The organism is Citrobacter sp. RHBSTW-00944 (assembly GCF_013615435.1).
Taxonomy (GTDB): Bacteria; Pseudomonadota; Gammaproteobacteria; order Enterobacterales; family Enterobacteriaceae; genus Citrobacter; species Citrobacter braakii.
Window position 1 is genome coordinate 2,678,871 of sequence record NZ_CP055418.1, and the last position, 16,147, is coordinate 2,695,017.

A 16,147-nucleotide genomic window follows, 5' to 3' on the forward strand; every position below is an offset into this window, starting at 1 on the left:
TAATCTAGACACTTCCGAGCCGTTGATAATACTGTTTTTCATATTCTGTCGGTGACATCTGTTCGCTAGAACCATGCCGACGCTTACTGTTATAAAACATTTCGATGTAATCAAAAATATCACTGCGGGCTTCTTCTCGCGTTCCGTAGATCTTTTTCTTTATCCGTTCACGTTTCAACAACTGGAAAAAACTTTCTGCAACCGCATTATCATGGCAGTTACCGCGACGGCTCATGCTACCCTCCAGGCCGTGTGATTTCAGGAACGACTGCCACTCATGGCTTGTGTACTGACTGCCCTGATCCGAATGAACCAGCACCTGTTTTTCGGGATTACGCCGCCATACAGCCATCAGCAGTGCGTTCAGGACAATGTCCTTTGTCATCCGGGATTGCATGGACCAGCCGATAATTTTGCGTGAGAACAGATCAACAACAACGGCAAGATACAGCCAGCCTTCGTGGGTCCTGATGTAGGTTATGTCCGTTACCCAACGCTCATCCGGAGCATCCGGATTGAACTGTCGCTGGAGCCTGTTGGGCGACACGATACTGGCCTCGCCTTTACGTGCCCGCGGGCTCCGGTATCCGACCTGAGCCTTTATCCCGACACGTTTCATCAGTCGCCAGACCCGGTTCACTCCGCACTGTTGCCCGCTGTCCCGCAGATCCAGATGGATTTTGCGATAACCATAGACGCATCCCGATTCCAGCCAGAACTGTTTAATCTGTCCTGTCAGTCTCAGGTCTGCCTGATGGCGTTGTGAATGCGGCTGCTGAAGCCAGGCGTAAAAACCACTGGGATGAACATCCAGCACCCGACAGAGCAGGCGAACAGGCCAGCAACAGGAGTTGTCACGGATAAAGGCGTACCTCAGTCGGACAGCTTTGCGAAGTACGCCGCAGCTTTTTTTAATATGTCCCGTTCGTCGGTAACCCGTTTCAGCTCTTTCTGGAGACGGCGGATCTCGGCCTGAGCATCTGACTGTTCTTTATTAGTGGAAGAATCCGGACCGTACTTCTTTATCCAGGCATAAAGGCTGTGGGTGGTGATATCGAGACGTGTTGCAACGCTGGCAACAGAATAACCGCGATCAACAACCTGTTTGACTGCTTCAGTTTTAAACTCTTCGGGATAACGCTTACCGCTCATGGGCACCTCTCTTTAAGCCATCTTAAATGACTCTGAGGTGTCTGTTAAACCCGTGGCGATTCAACAAAGCATCATCAACCAAACGGTCACGATATGACTTAAGGGCGTTTCTTAAGCTCTCGAATGGAAGAGAAAGCTCTTTGAATCTTACATACTGAATGGTCAACTTTTGTGCTCTAAATTTTGCAATCTCTGGTATTCGAGTCCTAAGACTTACCGACAATGTTCGATTGTTAAGTTTTTTCCTCCAGAGGTAGCCATCTTTCTGAGAGTGGCTAAGATGGGTGCATGAAAAGTGCATGAATCGTGTATGAATCACGGTAAACTCCTTGAAACATACCCAACTAACGAGAAGAAGAACTATGCAGAAAAACCTTTCTTATCAGGCACTCACCCGCACGTTCCAGCGGCTCTCTCGCTTCTCCCACCTCTCGGCAATCGCCAGTTGGGACATGTTTACCATGATGCCATCTGGCGGCAGCAAAGCTCGCGGCGAAGCACTGGCCGAGCTGAGCGTGCTTGAGCACCAGTTGTTAACCGACCCGAAGGTGGCAACGTGGATCGCCGCAGCCCAACAGGAAGACCTTAACGATGTTGAGCAAGCCAACCTGCGCGAAATGTCGCGACTGCATCATCAGGCATCCTTACTACCTGAATCGTTGGTAGAAGCGAAATCACTCGCGGGTAGCCGCTGTGAGCATGCCTGGCGCAGCCAGCGACCAGCGAATGACTGGGAGGGATTTTCCGAAAACCTGAAAGAGGTCGTGAAGCACAGTCGTGAAGAAGCCCGGCTGCGTGCCGAAGCCACAGGCTGTTCGCCGTATGACGCGCTACTGGACATATTCGAACCAGGGATGACCAGTGCCCAATTGGATGTTCTGTTTGCAGACGTTAAAAGCTGGTTACCGGATCTGCTCAACAAGGTGGTGGTAAAGCAGTCTCAGCAGTCGCTCATCGCCCCGGTTGGTCCTTTCCCAACCGCAATCCAGCGAGAGTTGGGCCTTGAAACGATGGCGCAGTTGGGATTCGATTTTACGGCTGGTCGACTGGATATCAGTGCGCACCCCTTCTGTGGTGGCGTACCTGAAGATGTGCGTATCACCACCCGCTATGATGAAAACGAATTACTTAGCGCGCTGTTTGGCGTGATCCATGAAACCGGTCACGCCCGCTATGAGCAAAATCTGCCGCACAGTTGGTCAGGGCAACCTATCGCTCTGGCACGCTCAACCGCTATTCATGAGTCCCAGAGTCTGTTCTTTGAGATGCAACTGGGGCGCAGTAAAGCATTTCTGACGCGGTTAATTCCTGCTGTGACGCGCCACTTTGGCGATCAGGCTGCGTTTGAAGAAAGCAATTTCATCGCCTGGAACCAGCAGGTTAAACCCGGTTTTATCCGTGTTGATGCCGACGAGGTGAGCTATCCTGCTCACGTTATCCTGCGTTATGAAATCGAACGCGCGCTCATTAATGGCGATATTGAAGTGGATGATATCCCGGCATTGTGGAATGAGAAAATGCAGTCCTGGCTGGGGCTGTCAACCATCGGCAACTATCGTAACGGTTGTATGCAGGATATTCACTGGACCGACGGCGGCTTTGGCTACTTCCCTTCCTATACTTTAGGCGCCATGTATGCGGCGCAGTTATTCAGTGCCGCTAACCGCGCATTGCCTGATTTAGAGCAGTCTATTGCGCAAGGTGAGTTTGGTGCCCTGTTTGACTGGTTACGTCAGAATATCTGGCAGCATGGCAGCCGTTTCACCACTGAACAACTTATTACCCAGGCCACCGGAGAGCCGCTCAGCAGCCGTTATTTCCGCGCTCATCTGGAAGCCCGCTATTTGTAATCTCATACCGTGAGTCATTGTACATATCGTTACAAGCCGAAACCAATGACTCACGGAAGCCCTGTGATTACAGCGATATAGTTATTTCAACGGCCCCGCAGTGGGGTTGAATGAAAAAACCAAATCGAGGGTATGAGAATGAAAAAAGTATTAGCTCTGGTTGTTGCCGCTGCTATGGGTCTGTCTTCTGCTGCATTTGCTGCTGAAACAACTGCTACCACCGCTCCGGCTGCTGCTGCAACCACCAAAGTAGCTCCGGCAAAAACCACTCATCATAAAAAACAGCACAAAGCAGCGCCGCAGAAAGCGCAGGCAGCTAAGAAACACGCTAAAAAATCCGCCACAAAACCGGCTGTAGAACAGAAAGCGCCAGAGCAGAAAGCACAGGCAGCTAAAAAACACACCAAAAAAGCAGCGACCAAACCCGCTGCAGAACAAAAAGCACCAGAGCAGAAAGCTCAGGCAGCAAAAAAACACACCAAAAAAGCCGTAAAACACGACACCGCTAAACCCGCTGCTCAACCAGCTGCATAACACATTTGTAGTTACTATGGCGTCCCCCACGCCATAGCATACGGCGCTAAATCGACCTGATTTAGCGCCGCCTTTTGGAGGGTAAAATGGTGTCACATTATCGCTTTGAGTTCATTCTTATTACCCTGATAATTTGCGCCCTCATTGCCATGCATTTTTATCTTTCCTGAGTGTAGTTATCTGATTTTACTCCCACTTTCCCGCCGTCCCGTCTATAGTATTAACTGAGGGTTTGCTGTTAAAAATCATAATTCCCCACCAGAGTGTGATATGCATAAAACCATTGCTGTGTTACTGGGTTCAATTTGTTTACTTCCTGTCGTGGCGCATGCGGACCAGCCTGCAACGGCCAGCGCTGAAGCAGAAAACGTAAAAACGCTGTTTTTTGGTCATGACGATCGCATAAAAGTGACTGACCCAACGCAATCTCCTTGGGACGCTATCGGGCAACTGGAAACCGCCAGCGGTAACCTGTGTACTGCCACGCTCATTTCACCACGACTGGCACTGACTGCCGGACACTGCTTACTCACCCCCCCGAAAGGCAAGCCGGATAAAGCCGTGGCATTACGCTTCGTGTCGAAAAAGGGTGTCTGGCGCTACGAGATCCACGGCATTGAAGGACGGGTTGATCCCTCGCTCGGAAAACGTTTAAAAGCCGATGGCGATGGCTGGATTGTGCCGCCTTCCGCGGCCCCGTGGGATTTTGGTCTGGTGGTGCTGCGTTACCCACCTTCTGGCATCACACCGCTGCCATTATTTGAAGGTGATAAAGCGGCATTAACCGCGGCGCTGAAAACCGCAGATCGTAAAGTTACGCAGTCGGGTTACCCGGAAGATCATCTCGATGACTTGTACACGCATCAGGATTGCGTGGTGACCGGTTGGGCGCAGAATACCGTTTTGTCGCACCAGTGCGACACACTCCCGGGCGACAGCGGTTCACCATTGATGTTGAAGACAGATACTGGCTGGCAGTTGATTGGCGTACAAAGCTCCGCTCCGGCGGCGAAAGATCGCTGGCGGGCCGATAATCGCGCCATATCCGTGACCGGTTTTCGCGATAAGCTGGATGAGTTGGCGAAGGAATAACCTATGCTGCCCGTAGTAACGGGCAGCACTGAGATCAGGCAAGTTTAATCATCACCATTCCGGCAAGCAGCAGCGCCAAACCGATCCAGCCTTTTTGATTCAGGCGCTGACCAAACAATACCCAACCTGCCGCTAACGTCGCGGCAATCCCGAAGCCGCCCCACAAGGCGTAGGCAACAGAAAGGTCGATACCTTTTACCGCCTGGGACAGCGCGCTAAAGGCCGCTAACACGGCTACCAGCGACAGCACGCCATAAGTCTTGCGGCGAAACCCATCTGAAAATTTCAAAAAGACGTTAGCGACGATTTCGAGCACAATGGCTATGCCAAGCCATGCGCCGTGAACCCACTCAAACTGCTGCATGGCTCACCTCTCTGCCCGCCTTTGTCGGTTTTCGTGTACCGGATTTAATCAGCACAATACCTAACACCAGCGAGACCAGTCCAGCCACCTTCATCGTGGACAAGGTTTCGTCAAATAACAGCACGCTGAACAGCGTAATAAATAAAATACCGATACCTTCCCATAAGGCATAGGCCACACCAAGGGCAATTTTTTTAACGGCAAAACTGAGAAAAATATACGATAAGGCAATCATTACCAGCATTAAAATAAAGCCCGAATTACCATGGCCGACGCTTGCCCATTTCATTGACAGCGTACCAGTAATTTCAGCCGCGATGGCCAGACCTAATAATATCCAGTAAAACATAATGCTTCTCCTGCTTGAGAATATAGTCCTTTGGGCCTACTGCATGCAGTAAACCAAAAAATAAAATTAGTTAGCTCAGCGCACAGCGCCAGCTCAGGCAGAAGAAGGGACTAAAGCGCGTTGCGCCAGTGTTGCTCACCCGCAAGCAAGAAAGTGGAGGAGGTACGAAGAAGTGAAGGTAAACGCAAAAACATCCTGAACATATTGTCCATAATATTACAATTATCCGCAGTGTTGCTTCTCATCATCGCGGATGATAATTGTCCTCGGTAGTTAAACACAGATGATTTGTACCATAGCTTCAATGCGAACTCAAAGTCTTTTCACTTCTTTACCTGCCCCATTTGATTTTTGTTATAACGGCTCGACGCAAATCACATTATTATTCAGATTCAAAAATGAAAAATGCAGGAATACACATGGCGAAACCGATCATCACGCTTAACGGCCTAAAAATAGTCATTATGCTGGGCATGCTGGTTATCATCCTGAGCGGCATCCGCGTTGCCGCAGATATCATCGTCCCATTTATTCTGGCGTTATTTATTGCCGTCGTGCTTAACCCCGTGGTGCAGCGGATGGTCAAACTTCGCATACCGCGCGTAATAGCGGTATCATTGCTCATTGTTATTATTGTGATGCTAATGGTGTTGCTATTAGCGTATTTAGGTACATCCTTAAATGAGCTTGCGCGAACGCTGCCGCAGTATCGCTCTTCACTGGTTATCCCACTCAAAAACCTTGAGCCGTGGTTACAGCGCGCAGGGATCGGCGTTTCCGTGGATGAACTCGTCAAATATATCGACCCGAACGCGGCAATGACGCTGGTGACCAATTTACTGGCGCAGTTGTCTAATGCCATGTCATCGATATTTTTACTGCTGTTGACGGTGGTTTTTATGCTGCTGGAAGTACCGCAGTTACCCAACAAACTCAAACAAATGATGAGTCGTCCCATTGAGGGAATGGCGGCGATTCAACGCGCCATCGACAGCGTATCCCACTATCTGGTGCTCAAAACGGCGATCAGCATTGTGACCGGGCTGGTAGCCTGGGGCATGCTCGCCGCACTCGACGTGCGTTTCGCTTTTGTCTGGGGACTGCTGGCGTTTGCGCTCAACTATATTCCTAATATCGGTTCAGTGCTGGCCGCCATTCCCCCTATTGCTCAGGTGCTGGTATTTAGCGGCCTTTATGACGCCCTGGTGGTTTTCGCAGGTTATCTGGTCATTAACCTGGTGTTCGGGAATATCCTCGAACCGCGGATCATGGGACGTGGACTTGGGTTGTCTACACTGGTGGTGTTTCTGTCGTTAATCTTCTGGGGCTGGTTACTGGGGCCTGTCGGGATGCTGCTTTCTGTGCCGCTGACCATCATCGTGAAAATCGCGCTTGAGCAAACCAACGGTGGTCAAAGCATTGCAGTGTTGCTGAGCGATCTCAATAAAGAATGAATATACACGGCGTTTTACGGTGATTAGACGGCTAAAACCGTATGGGTTTATGAGTGGTAATCATGAATAGCGGAGTATTAAAAAAAAACGGCCTCCGCAGAGGCCGTCTTGGTTTGCGCTGACGATTACAGCGCTTTCAGGATCGCATCCACGCTGGCTTTGGCATCGCCAAACAGCATATGGGTGTTTTCTTTAAAGAACAGCGGGTTCTGCACGCCAGCATAGCCGGTGTTCATAGAGCGTTTGAACACGATAACGTTCTGCGCTTTCCATACTTCCAGCACCGGCATACCGGCGATTGGGCTACGCGGATCGTCCTGCGCCGCCGGGTTTACCGTATCGTTGGCGCCAATCACCAGCACGGTATCGGTATCGGCGAAATCATCATTGATTTCATCCATTTCCAGCACTATGTCATAGGGTACTTTGGCTTCCGCCAGCAGCACGTTCATATGACCTGGCAAGCGCCCTGCTACCGGGTGAATACCAAAGCGTACCTTGATGTCGCGGGCGCGCAGTTTCTCGGTGATTTCAGCAACCGGATATTGCGCCTGTGCCACGGCCATGCCATAGCCCGGGGTGATTATCACGGAGTGCGAGTTCTTCAGCATTTCTGCCGTGTCTTCCGCATTAATCTCACGATGCTCACCGACTTCTTCATCAGACCCCGTAGAAGAACCATCAGAACCAAAGCCACCGGCAATCACGCTGATAAACGAACGGTTCATCGCCTTACACATGATGTAAGACAGGATCGCACCGGAAGAACCGACCAGCGCACCGGTGACGATCAGCAGATCGTTGCTGAGCATAAAGCCCGCCGCCGCCGCCGCCCATCCTGAATAGGAGTTAAGCATTGAAACGACGACCGGCATATCCGCACCGCCGATGGACGCCACCAGATGCCAGCCAAAGGCTAACGCAATAATGGTCATCACCAGCAGCGCCAGAACCTGCAGACCCACGCTTTCGGTACGAACAAACACCACCAGCAGCAGGAAAGAAACAACCAGTGCCGCCAGGTTCATTTTGTGACGATTCGGCAGCATCAGCGGTTTAGAGGAGATCTTACCGCGCAGTTTGCCAAACGCCACCACGGAACCGGTAAAGGTCACCGCACCGATGAAGATACCAAGGAACACTTCCGTCAGGTGAATGTTCACCAGAATCGGTTCCAGGCCCGTGTCGTGATACAGGTAGCTGTTGAAACCCACCAGTACCGCCGCCAGACCGACGAAGCTGTGTAGAATCGCCACCAGCTCCGGCATCTCGGTCATCTCGACTTTCTTCGCCAGACGAATACCAATCGCGCCGCCGATGATCATCGCCACCAGGATCCACGCAACGTTGCCGGTCTCCGGGCCAAAAATCGTGGCAATCAGCGCAATCGCCATCCCGGCGATACCGTAGTTGTTACCCTGTTGAGAGGTTTCGTGTTTCGAAAGCCCCGCCAGGCTGAAAATAAACAGGATCGCGGCAACAATGTATGCAGCTGTAACTAATCCTCCAGACATATGTTACCCCTTAGTTTTTCCGGAACATTTTCAGCATGCGCTGAGTCACGGTGAAGCCACCGAAAATATTAATGCTGGCAATAAGCACCGCGATAAAGCTCAGGAAACTCACCCAGCCACCCTGGCCAATTTGCAATAACGCCCCGACAACGATGATCCCGGAGATAGCGTTTGTCACGGACATCAGCGGAGTGTGTAGCGCGTGCGACACATTCCAGACCACGTAGTAACCCACTACACAGGAAAGCGCGAACACCGTAAAGTGACCCAGGAACTCTTTCGGCGCGACATCAGCGAGCCAGCCAAACAGTATGACGACCAGCGCCATCAGCGCATATTTGCGCCACGGTGAGGTCGGTTTTTTCTCTTCTTTCGGTGCGGGCGCGGCTTTTGGCGCAGCCTGCGGCTGAGCAGAAACCTGGATCGGCGGCGCAGGCCAGGTGATTTCACCCTCGCGAACCACCGTAACGCCACGTACGACTACGTCGTCAAAATCGACGGTGATATTGCCGTCTTTCTCTTTGCACAACAGCTTGAGCAGGTTAACGAGGTTCGTGCCATAAAGCTGGGAAGACTGCGTCGGCAGTCGGCCTGGCAGATCGGTATAACCGATAACCTTCACCCCGTTCTCGGTGGTGGTCACCTGGTTGGGCACGGTATATTCGCAGTTACCGCCGTTTTGCGCGGCGAGATCGACAATCACGCTGCCCGCCTTCATCGAATCGACCATTTCACGGGTGATCAGTTTCGGTGCCGGTTTGCCCGGAATCAACGCGGTGGTAACGATAATATCAACGTCTTTCGCCTGTGCGGCGAAGAGCGCCATTTCGGCTTTGATGAACGCTTCGGACATCACCTTGGCGTAACCGTCGCCGCTGCCGGCCTCTTCTTTAAAGTCCAGTTCGAGGAACTCAGCGCCCATACTCTGAACTTGCTCTTTCACTTCCGGACGGGTGTCAAAAGCACGAACGATAGCGCCCAGGCTGTTTGCCGCACCGATAGCTGCCAGACCTGCCACACCCGCCCCAATCACCATGACCTTGGCAGGTGGAACCTTGCCCGCGGCGGTGATCTGGCCGGTGAAGAAGCGGCCAAATTCATGAGCGGCTTCAACAATGGCACGATACCCGGCGATATTCGCCATCGAGCTTAAGGCATCAAGCGACTGCGCGCGCGAAATACGCGGCACGGAGTCCATCGCCATAACCGTCACGTTGCGCTCTGCCAGCTTCTGCAACAGCTCAGGGTTTTGCGCGGGCCAAAGAAAACTCACCAGCGTCGTGCCCGGGTTGAGCAACGGGATTTCCGCCTCTTCCGGCGCGTTGACCTTCAGGATGATCTCTGACTGCCAGACGGCATTTCCGTCAACAATTTCTGCGCCTGCTTGTACAAACGCCTTATCGTCAAAACTTGCCAGTTGACCTGCACCGCTTTCAACCGCGACGCTGAAACCCAACTTAAGCAGCTGCTCAACCGTCTTCGGCGTAGCTGCGACACGGGTTTCATTGGTTAACCGTTCTCTTGGTATGCCAATTCGCATAATGTTCCCTTCCATCTGTATTTGTGATGATGGTTTATCAATGTTCGCACGAGGCATGCGCGCACTCTCGAAAGAGGTCAGTGTTACCCCAATAAAATAAAACAGTAACAAACTCTGTATAACCTACTGAAAATGACGCCTGTGATCTAGCGCCAAAAAACAGTATTTATTATGAAATTCGCGAAATAGAGATGAATCGAACCGCTGGCAGATAAAATACCCTAAAAATAGCCCACAAAGGCCGATAATTCGCTCAAGCGAAGCGGCAAAACATGATTACGTGCCTGCCAAAAACAATTGATTAACATTAAATTAACTTATGAAATTCAACTGCTTTATCAGTTTTGGTCGCCAAACGCCGAAATTTTCGACATATCACAAAATGTTATCTGTGTTGTTACGTCACGTGGCACGATGAGTGAAAATTGACGCAGACACTGACACAATTTAAATGCAATAATCAGCGACGTTTCTAGTCAATAACAATACCAGTACCTGGTTTGCGCAAGGCGAAGGATTATTTTTATGAAGCTTAAGAACACTCTCCTGGCGTCCGCACTTATTTCTGCGACTGCTTTTTCTGTAAATGCAGCGACAGAATTGACGCCGGAGCAAGCGGCTGCCCTGAAACCCTATGACCGCATTGTGGTTACCGGTCGTTTTAATGCTATCGGTGACGCGGTGACCGCCGTATCACGCCGTGCAGATAAAGACGGTGCAGCCTCCTTTTATGTTGTTGATACCTCAGATTTTGGCAGCGGCGGTAACTGGCGCGTTGTAGCCGACATCTATAAAGCCGATGCTGAAAAAGCGGAAGCGTCCAAAAACCGTGTCATTAACGGCGTGATGGAATTACCGAAAGATCAAGCCGTTCTGATAGAACCATTCGATACCGTTACGGTGCAGGGTTTCTACCGCAGCCAGCCTGAAGTGAACGATGCCATCACCAAAGCAGCGAAAGAGAAAGGCGCTTACTCCTTCTACATCGTGCGCCAGGTCGATGCCAACCAGGGTGGTAACCAGCGTATTACCGCATTCATCTATAAGGCTGATGCGAAAAAACGCGTAGTACAAAGCCCTGATGCGATCCCAGCAGATTCAGATGCCGGACGTGCCGCATTAGCCGCCGGTGGCGAAGCCGCGAAGAAAGTTGAGATCCCAGGCGTTGCGACTACCGCGTCTCCGAGCGCTGAAGTCGGACGTTTCTTCGAAACGCAATCCACCAAAGGTGGGCGTTACACTGTCACGCTGCCGGATGGAACCAAAGTTGAAGAACTGAACAAAGCAACCGCCGCTATGATGGTGCCGTTCGACAGCATCAAGTTTACCGGTAACTATGGCAACATGACTGAAATCTCTTACCAGGTTGCCAAACGCGCAGCGAAGAAAGGCGCTAAGTATTATCACATCACCCGCCAGTGGTCTGAACGTGGTAATAACATGACCATCAGCGCTGACCTGTATAAGTAATACTCAGTCCCTTATCAGGTCTACAGCCTTGTAGACCTGATAATTTCCCGCCATCCTCCCCTCGGGCGAAAAAAAACAGCAGTATTAAGACTACTTTTCACACTATTAGTCACAAATCTCTCTATCCCCATTGCATGCGTTCTCTTCTCTCCGTAAAATCCCGCGCCTTAGTGGCTTTCACCATTTTTATGCGGTTTGCCAAAATAATTATTCTCTCACTCTCGTTTTTGTCACTGGATACAAATGGAAAAGAAATTGGGTCTGAGCGCACTCACCGCGCTGGTTTTAAGCTCAATGCTCGGCGCTGGTGTTTTCAGCCTGCCACAAAATATGGCGGCGGTAGCAAGCCCGGCTGCATTACTGATTGGTTGGGCGATTACCGGTGCGGGTATCCTTTTGCTCGCCTTTGCCATGCTGATTCTGACGCGTATCCGTCCTGAACTGGATGGCGGCATATTTACCTATGCACGTGAAGGTTTCGGTGAGCTGATTGGCTTCTGCTCCGCGTGGGGATATTGGCTGTGTGCTGTTATCGCTAACGTTTCGTATCTGGTGATTGTTTTCTCTGCGCTCAGCTTCTTTACCGACACGCCGGAGTTACGTCTGTTTGGCGACGGTAATACCTGGCAGTCGATTGTTGGCGCATCGGTGCTGTTGTGGGTGGTCCATTTTCTGGTGCTGCGTGGTGTGCAAACGGCAGCCAGTATTAACCTGGTGGCGACGCTGGCGAAATTACTGCCGCTTGGTCTGTTTATCGTGCTGGCGTTTATGCTGTTTAAGCTCGACACCTTTACCCTCGATTTTACCGGCGTAGCGTTGGGCGTTCCCGTCTGGGAGCAGGTAAAAAACACCATGCTCATCACCCTGTGGGTTTTCATCGGTGTGGAAGGCGCGGTGGTGGTTTCAGCTCGTGCCAGAAACAAACGCGATGTCGGACGCGCTACGCTGCTGGCGGTACTCGCCGCGCTGGGCGTTTATCTGCTTGTCACCCTGCTGTCTCTGGGCGTTGTCGCGCGTCCCGAACTGGCGGAGATCCGCAACCCCTCAATGGCCGGTCTGATGGTGAAAATGATGGGGCCATGGGGTGAAATTATTATTGCCGCAGGTCTGATTGTCTCCGTGTGCGGTGCTTATTTAAGCTGGACGATTATGGCGGCGGAAGTGCCGTTCCTCGCCTCCACGCACAAAGCGTTTCCACGCATTTTTGCGCGGCAGAACGCGCAAGGCGCGCCATCGGCGTCGCTGTGGCTAACCAATATCTGCGTACAGATTTGCCTGGTGCTGATCTGGCTCACAGGTTCCGACTACAATACGTTATTAACCATCGCCTCAGAAATGATTCTGGTGCCCTATTTACTGGTCGGCGCATTTCTGCTGAAAATTGCCACTCGTCCAATTCATAAGGCTGTCGGTATCGGAGCGAGTATTTATGGCATATGGTTATTGTATGCGTCAGGTCCGATGCACCTGCTGCTGTCTGTGGTGCTGTATGCGCCAGGGCTGCTGGTCTTCCTTTATGCCCGTAAAACACACGCGCATGAAAACGTATTAAAACGCCAGGAAATGGCGCTGATCGGCCTGCTGCTTGTTGCTGCTGTTCCGGCGACCTGGATGTTGATGGGGTAACATTGTCCCCATCGTTCGCGACACATGGAGATTACGATGGGTAAAAAGCCCCCTTTGCCAATTCTTATCACCGGAGGAGGTCGACGTATCGGCCTCGCCGTCGCATGGCACTTTATTAATCAAAAACAGCCAGTTATCGTTAGCTACCGCACGCATTATCCGGCTATTGATGGCCTGCGAGATGCGGGCGCGCTGTGTATCCAGGCTGATTTTTCCACCGATGAGGGCGTACTGGCCTTTGCGGATGAGGTCAAAGCACAGACGGATGGCCTGCGCGGTATTGTGCATAATGCCAGTGCCTGGCTTGCAGAAAAGCCCGGTGCGCCGTTAACCGAAGTGCTGTCAGCCATGATGCAGATTCACGTCAATACCCCCTACCTGCTCAACCACGCGCTGGAAGGATTGCTGCGCGGGCATGGACACGCGGCCAGCGATATTATCCATTTTACGGATTATGTTGTGGAGCGTGGCAGCGATAAGCACATCGCTTATGCAGCCAGCAAAGCGGCGCTGGACAACATGACCCGCTCGTTCGCGCGCAAACTGGCACCAGAAGTGAAAGTGAACGCGATTGCCCCCTCGCTAATCCTGTTTAACGAGGGTGACGATGCAGAGTATCGTCAGCAGGCATTGAACAAATCACTGATGAAAACAGCGCCGGGTGAAAAAGAGGTCATTGATTTAATTGACTATCTGTTGACCAGCTGTTTTGTCACCGGGCGTAGTTTTGCCCTTGATGGCGGGCGTCATCTGCGTTAGTGCAATTTAATCCAACAAAAAATAAGCAACCATGCGCTCAGGCCCCAGCACACCACTGAACCGCCGAGCGCAACGGGTAAGCGCATAAATCCGGTGAAATACCACAGCGAAACGAGGTAGACAAAATAGGGAATAATCGACCACATGCTGAAGACAATGGTTGTACGCAACGCTTCGATCCCACGTTCACTGGCCACGATATAGTGGGCAATCAACGCAAAGGTCGGGAACAACGGAATTAATCCGGCAATATAGTAGTTCTTTGTTTTCGCCAGCACACCAATCAACACCACCACCAGCGCACCGAGCGCCGCTTTTATAACGAGTCCCATCACTCTGCCTTAACACATCAATAACATCAGCCCCTAGCATAACGGAAGCGTTCTTGTTTAGAAAAGATTAATGGAAGGAAAAACCAGGGCGGTGTATGTTGGCGTTTTATATTCAAAATGAATGATATGAACACCATCGTATTTGTTGAAGATGATCCCGAAGTTGGCTCGCTGATTGCGGCCTATCTGGCCCGGCATGATATTGAGGTTATCGTTGAGCCTCGAGGTGATTTGGCCGAGGAGAAAATCCTGCAAGTTCAACCCGATCTGGTGTTATTAGATATCATGCTGCCGGGCAAAGATGGGATGACTATCTGCCGCGATTTGCGTGGACGCTGGCAGGGTCCAATTGTCCTGCTCACCTCGCTGGACAGCGATATGAACCATATCCTGGCGCTGGAAATGGGTGCCTGTGACTATATTCTGAAGACAACGCCGCCAGCAGTGCTGCTTGCTCGCCTGCGTCTGCATCTGCGCCAGAATGAACATTCAGTCCAGTCTAAAGGCATTCAGGCGGCAACCATCACGCCGCACACGACGCTGCGCTTTGGCACACTCACTATCGACCCAACCAATCGTTCCGTGCTGCTCGGCGGCGAGCAAGTCTCACTCTCCACCGCCGATTTTGAATTACTGTGGGAGCTGGCAACCCATGCCGGGAAAATTATGGACCGCGATGCGCTGCTGAAGAACCTGCGCGGCGTAAGTTATGACGGCATGGATCGCAGCGTTGATGTCGCAATTTCCCGGTTACGCAAAAAACTGCTCGATAACGCGACTGAACCCTATCGAATCAAAACGGTGCGCAACAAAGGTTATCTGTTTGCACCGCACGCCTGGGACGATGAGTCTCAAATGTAATCCCTCCGGGCCGACCATTATACGTTACACCGTCACTTTTAATATCACCCAGATTTGGGTGATGAAAATGGTGTGTATCGTCACCGTGAATTAGTCAGTCCTCAAGTAAGATCAAAGCCTTCCCTTTCACGGAAGGCTTTCTTTTGTGTCAACTAAACGTCAGCCCGTCGTATTTTTTCCAACGGTAATTTACTGCAGAAATAATCCAGCAGACGATAAAGACGCCAATAATCGCAAACCCGACATTCCCCATATGGTCACTCAACTCGCTGACGGTATCCCACAACCCCCCCTGAAGCGAAAATGCGTCAGAGAGAAGCCCCAGCGCCTCCAGCCCGCCAATAAAAAGCGCAACAATTACCGAGGTCCCGGTGATGGTCATATTGTAATAGAGCTTACGCTGCGGCTTATTGAATGCCCATCCGTAGGCCTCAACCATCAGGATACTGTCGAGGCAGTCAATCAGCGCCATGCCGCAGGTAAACAGCGCCGGGAACACGAGAATTGACCACACCGACATGCCACTGGACGCGCTTGAAGCAGAAATTCCGAGCAGAGAAATTTCAGTAGCGGTATCAAAACCCAGGCCAAACAAAAAGCCGACAAAATACATATGCCAGTCTTTGCCTACCAGCCGAAACGCCGAGCGGAAAAGCCAGTTCAGCGGGCCTGAAACTGTCATTTCCTCTGTGGTGCCATCGTAAGTACCGGTGCGTTTTAGATGACGAAAAGCCTTCCAGACATGACAGAATATAACGAGATTAATGGTAGCCAGAATCAGCAGAAATACGGCAGAAACCGTGGTACCTATCAGACCGCCGACATTCTGAAACCATGCCATGTGTTGCTTAAACACGCTGGTGGTCAATGCAATGCCAATGCTTGCCAGTACCACAATGGTGGAATGCCCCAGGGAAAACCAGGCTCCCGTCGTCAGGGCGCGTTTTTTCTGCTGCATGAGTTTACGCGTAGCGTTATCTATCGCGGCGATATGATCGGCATCAACAGCATGGCGCAAACCATAGCACCATGCGATCAGACTAAGCGCCAGTAACGATGTGTTGTTGCTAAACACAGTGAAAGCCCACAGCCACGCCACGATGTTTGCCCCGATGAGTAAGACCATCAACAAAATAATGTTCGGGCGTTTTTTTAATAATAAAAACAATGCGTTCATTGCTCACAGCCTGTCAAATTTGCGCTAAAAAACACACTACACCGCCGTTCACTGATTGATTAATAAAACATTT

The 16,147-nt window shown here is 51.2% G+C and carries 15 protein-coding genes; 8 read left to right on the plus strand and 7 right to left on the minus strand.

Annotation, left to right across the window (positions count from 1 at the left end; translation table 11 throughout):
* Positions 1-4: 4 nt before the first annotated feature.
* Positions 5-1,152, minus strand: a protein-coding gene (locus HV334_RS12865; protein WP_131020090.1) for an IS3 family transposase whose coding sequence is annotated in 2 segments (ribosomal slippage) — positions 5-903 and positions 903-1,152 — 1,149 coding nt in all. Because the reading frame shifts where the segments join, the coding sequence is not laid out codon by codon here.
* Positions 1,153-1,514: 362 nt separating this feature from the next.
* On the opposite strand from HV334_RS12865, the gene HV334_RS12870 reads away from it, so the two are divergent.
* The 3 genes from HV334_RS12870 to HV334_RS12880 all read left to right on the plus strand — a co-directional run bounded on the left by HV334_RS12870 (position 1,515) and on the right by HV334_RS12880 (position 4,628).
* The gene (locus HV334_RS12870) at positions 1,515-3,002 is read left to right on the plus strand and encodes a carboxypeptidase M32 (RefSeq protein ID WP_181220453.1); all 1,488 of its coding nucleotides are present in this window, start codon (positions 1,515-1,517) and stop codon (positions 3,000-3,002) included.
* 138 nt (positions 3,003-3,140) lie between these two features.
* On the plus strand, positions 3,141-3,536 hold the full coding sequence (gene asr, locus HV334_RS12875; RefSeq protein ID WP_181221894.1) for an acid resistance repetitive basic protein Asr: 396 nt from the start codon (positions 3,141-3,143) through the stop codon (positions 3,534-3,536).
* Between the two features lie 270 nt (positions 3,537-3,806).
* A complete protein-coding gene (locus HV334_RS12880; protein WP_016153036.1) occupies positions 3,807-4,628 on the plus strand; it encodes a serine protease in 822 nt (273 codons plus the stop codon).
* Between the two features lie 34 nt (positions 4,629-4,662).
* Here the strand turns inward: HV334_RS12880 and mdtI are convergent, their stop codons facing one another.
* Both mdtI and mdtJ read right to left on the minus strand, forming a co-directional pair.
* Positions 4,663-4,992, minus strand: a complete 330-nt coding sequence (gene mdtI, locus HV334_RS12885) for a multidrug/spermidine efflux SMR transporter subunit MdtI (RefSeq protein WP_181220454.1) — start codon at positions 4,990-4,992, stop codon at positions 4,663-4,665.
* Positions 4,979-5,344, minus strand: a complete 366-nt coding sequence (gene mdtJ, locus HV334_RS12890; RefSeq protein ID WP_161623250.1) for a multidrug/spermidine efflux SMR transporter subunit MdtJ — start codon at positions 5,342-5,344, stop codon at positions 4,979-4,981. The genes mdtI and mdtJ overlap by 14 nt, the downstream gene beginning before the upstream one ends.
* Positions 5,345-5,760: 416 nt before the next feature.
* On the opposite strand from mdtJ, the gene HV334_RS12895 reads away from it, so the two are divergent.
* Positions 5,761-6,795: an AI-2E family transporter gene (locus HV334_RS12895; RefSeq protein ID WP_019076755.1), complete on the plus strand. Its 1,035-nt coding sequence runs from the start codon at positions 5,761-5,763 to the stop codon at positions 6,793-6,795.
* A 125-nt stretch (positions 6,796-6,920) separates the two neighbouring features.
* Here HV334_RS12895 and pntB read toward each other — a convergent pair whose 3' ends face one another.
* Positions 6,921-8,309, minus strand: coding sequence for a Re/Si-specific NAD(P)(+) transhydrogenase subunit beta (pntB, locus tag HV334_RS12900; protein WP_181220455.1), 1,389 nt, complete (start codon positions 8,307-8,309; stop codon positions 6,921-6,923).
* A 10-nt stretch (positions 8,310-8,319) separates the two neighbouring features.
* A complete protein-coding gene (pntA, locus tag HV334_RS12905; RefSeq protein WP_181220456.1) occupies positions 8,320-9,849 on the minus strand; it encodes a Re/Si-specific NAD(P)(+) transhydrogenase subunit alpha in 1,530 nt (509 codons plus the stop codon).
* A gap of 525 nt (positions 9,850-10,374) precedes the next feature.
* Here pntA and ydgH point away from each other — a divergent pair.
* From ydgH to folM, 3 genes are all read left to right on the plus strand, one after another.
* Positions 10,375-11,319 (plus strand): DUF1471 family protein YdgH, encoded by a 945-nt coding sequence (gene ydgH / locus HV334_RS12910; protein ID WP_016156455.1) that lies wholly within the window; start codon positions 10,375-10,377, stop codon positions 11,317-11,319.
* Positions 11,320-11,562: 243 nt separating this feature from the next.
* Positions 11,563-12,945 (plus strand): amino acid permease, encoded by a 1,383-nt coding sequence (locus tag HV334_RS12915; RefSeq protein WP_016153028.1) that lies wholly within the window; start codon positions 11,563-11,565, stop codon positions 12,943-12,945.
* Positions 12,946-12,981: 36 nt separating this feature from the next.
* Positions 12,982-13,704 carry a dihydromonapterin reductase gene (gene folM / locus HV334_RS12920; protein ID WP_019076752.1) on the plus strand — a complete coding sequence of 241 codons (723 nt, stop codon included), beginning with the start codon at positions 12,982-12,984 and terminating at the stop codon, positions 13,702-13,704.
* Here the strand turns inward: folM and HV334_RS12925 are convergent.
* Positions 13,701-14,036, minus strand: a complete 336-nt coding sequence (locus tag HV334_RS12925; protein WP_016153026.1) for a GlpM family protein — start codon at positions 14,034-14,036, stop codon at positions 13,701-13,703. The two genes, folM and HV334_RS12925, sit on opposite strands and share 4 nt — an antisense overlap.
* Before the next feature lie 117 nt (positions 14,037-14,153).
* On the opposite strand from HV334_RS12925, the gene rstA reads away from it, so the two are divergent.
* Positions 14,154-14,897 (plus strand): two-component system response regulator RstA, encoded by a 744-nt coding sequence (rstA, locus tag HV334_RS12930; RefSeq protein ID WP_181220457.1) that lies wholly within the window; start codon positions 14,154-14,156, stop codon positions 14,895-14,897.
* 148 nt (positions 14,898-15,045) lie between these two features.
* Here the strand turns inward: rstA and HV334_RS12935 are convergent, their stop codons facing one another.
* Positions 15,046-16,074 (minus strand): HoxN/HupN/NixA family nickel/cobalt transporter, encoded by a 1,029-nt coding sequence (locus HV334_RS12935; protein WP_181220458.1) that lies wholly within the window; start codon positions 16,072-16,074, stop codon positions 15,046-15,048.
* Positions 16,075-16,147 lie beyond the last annotated feature (73 nt).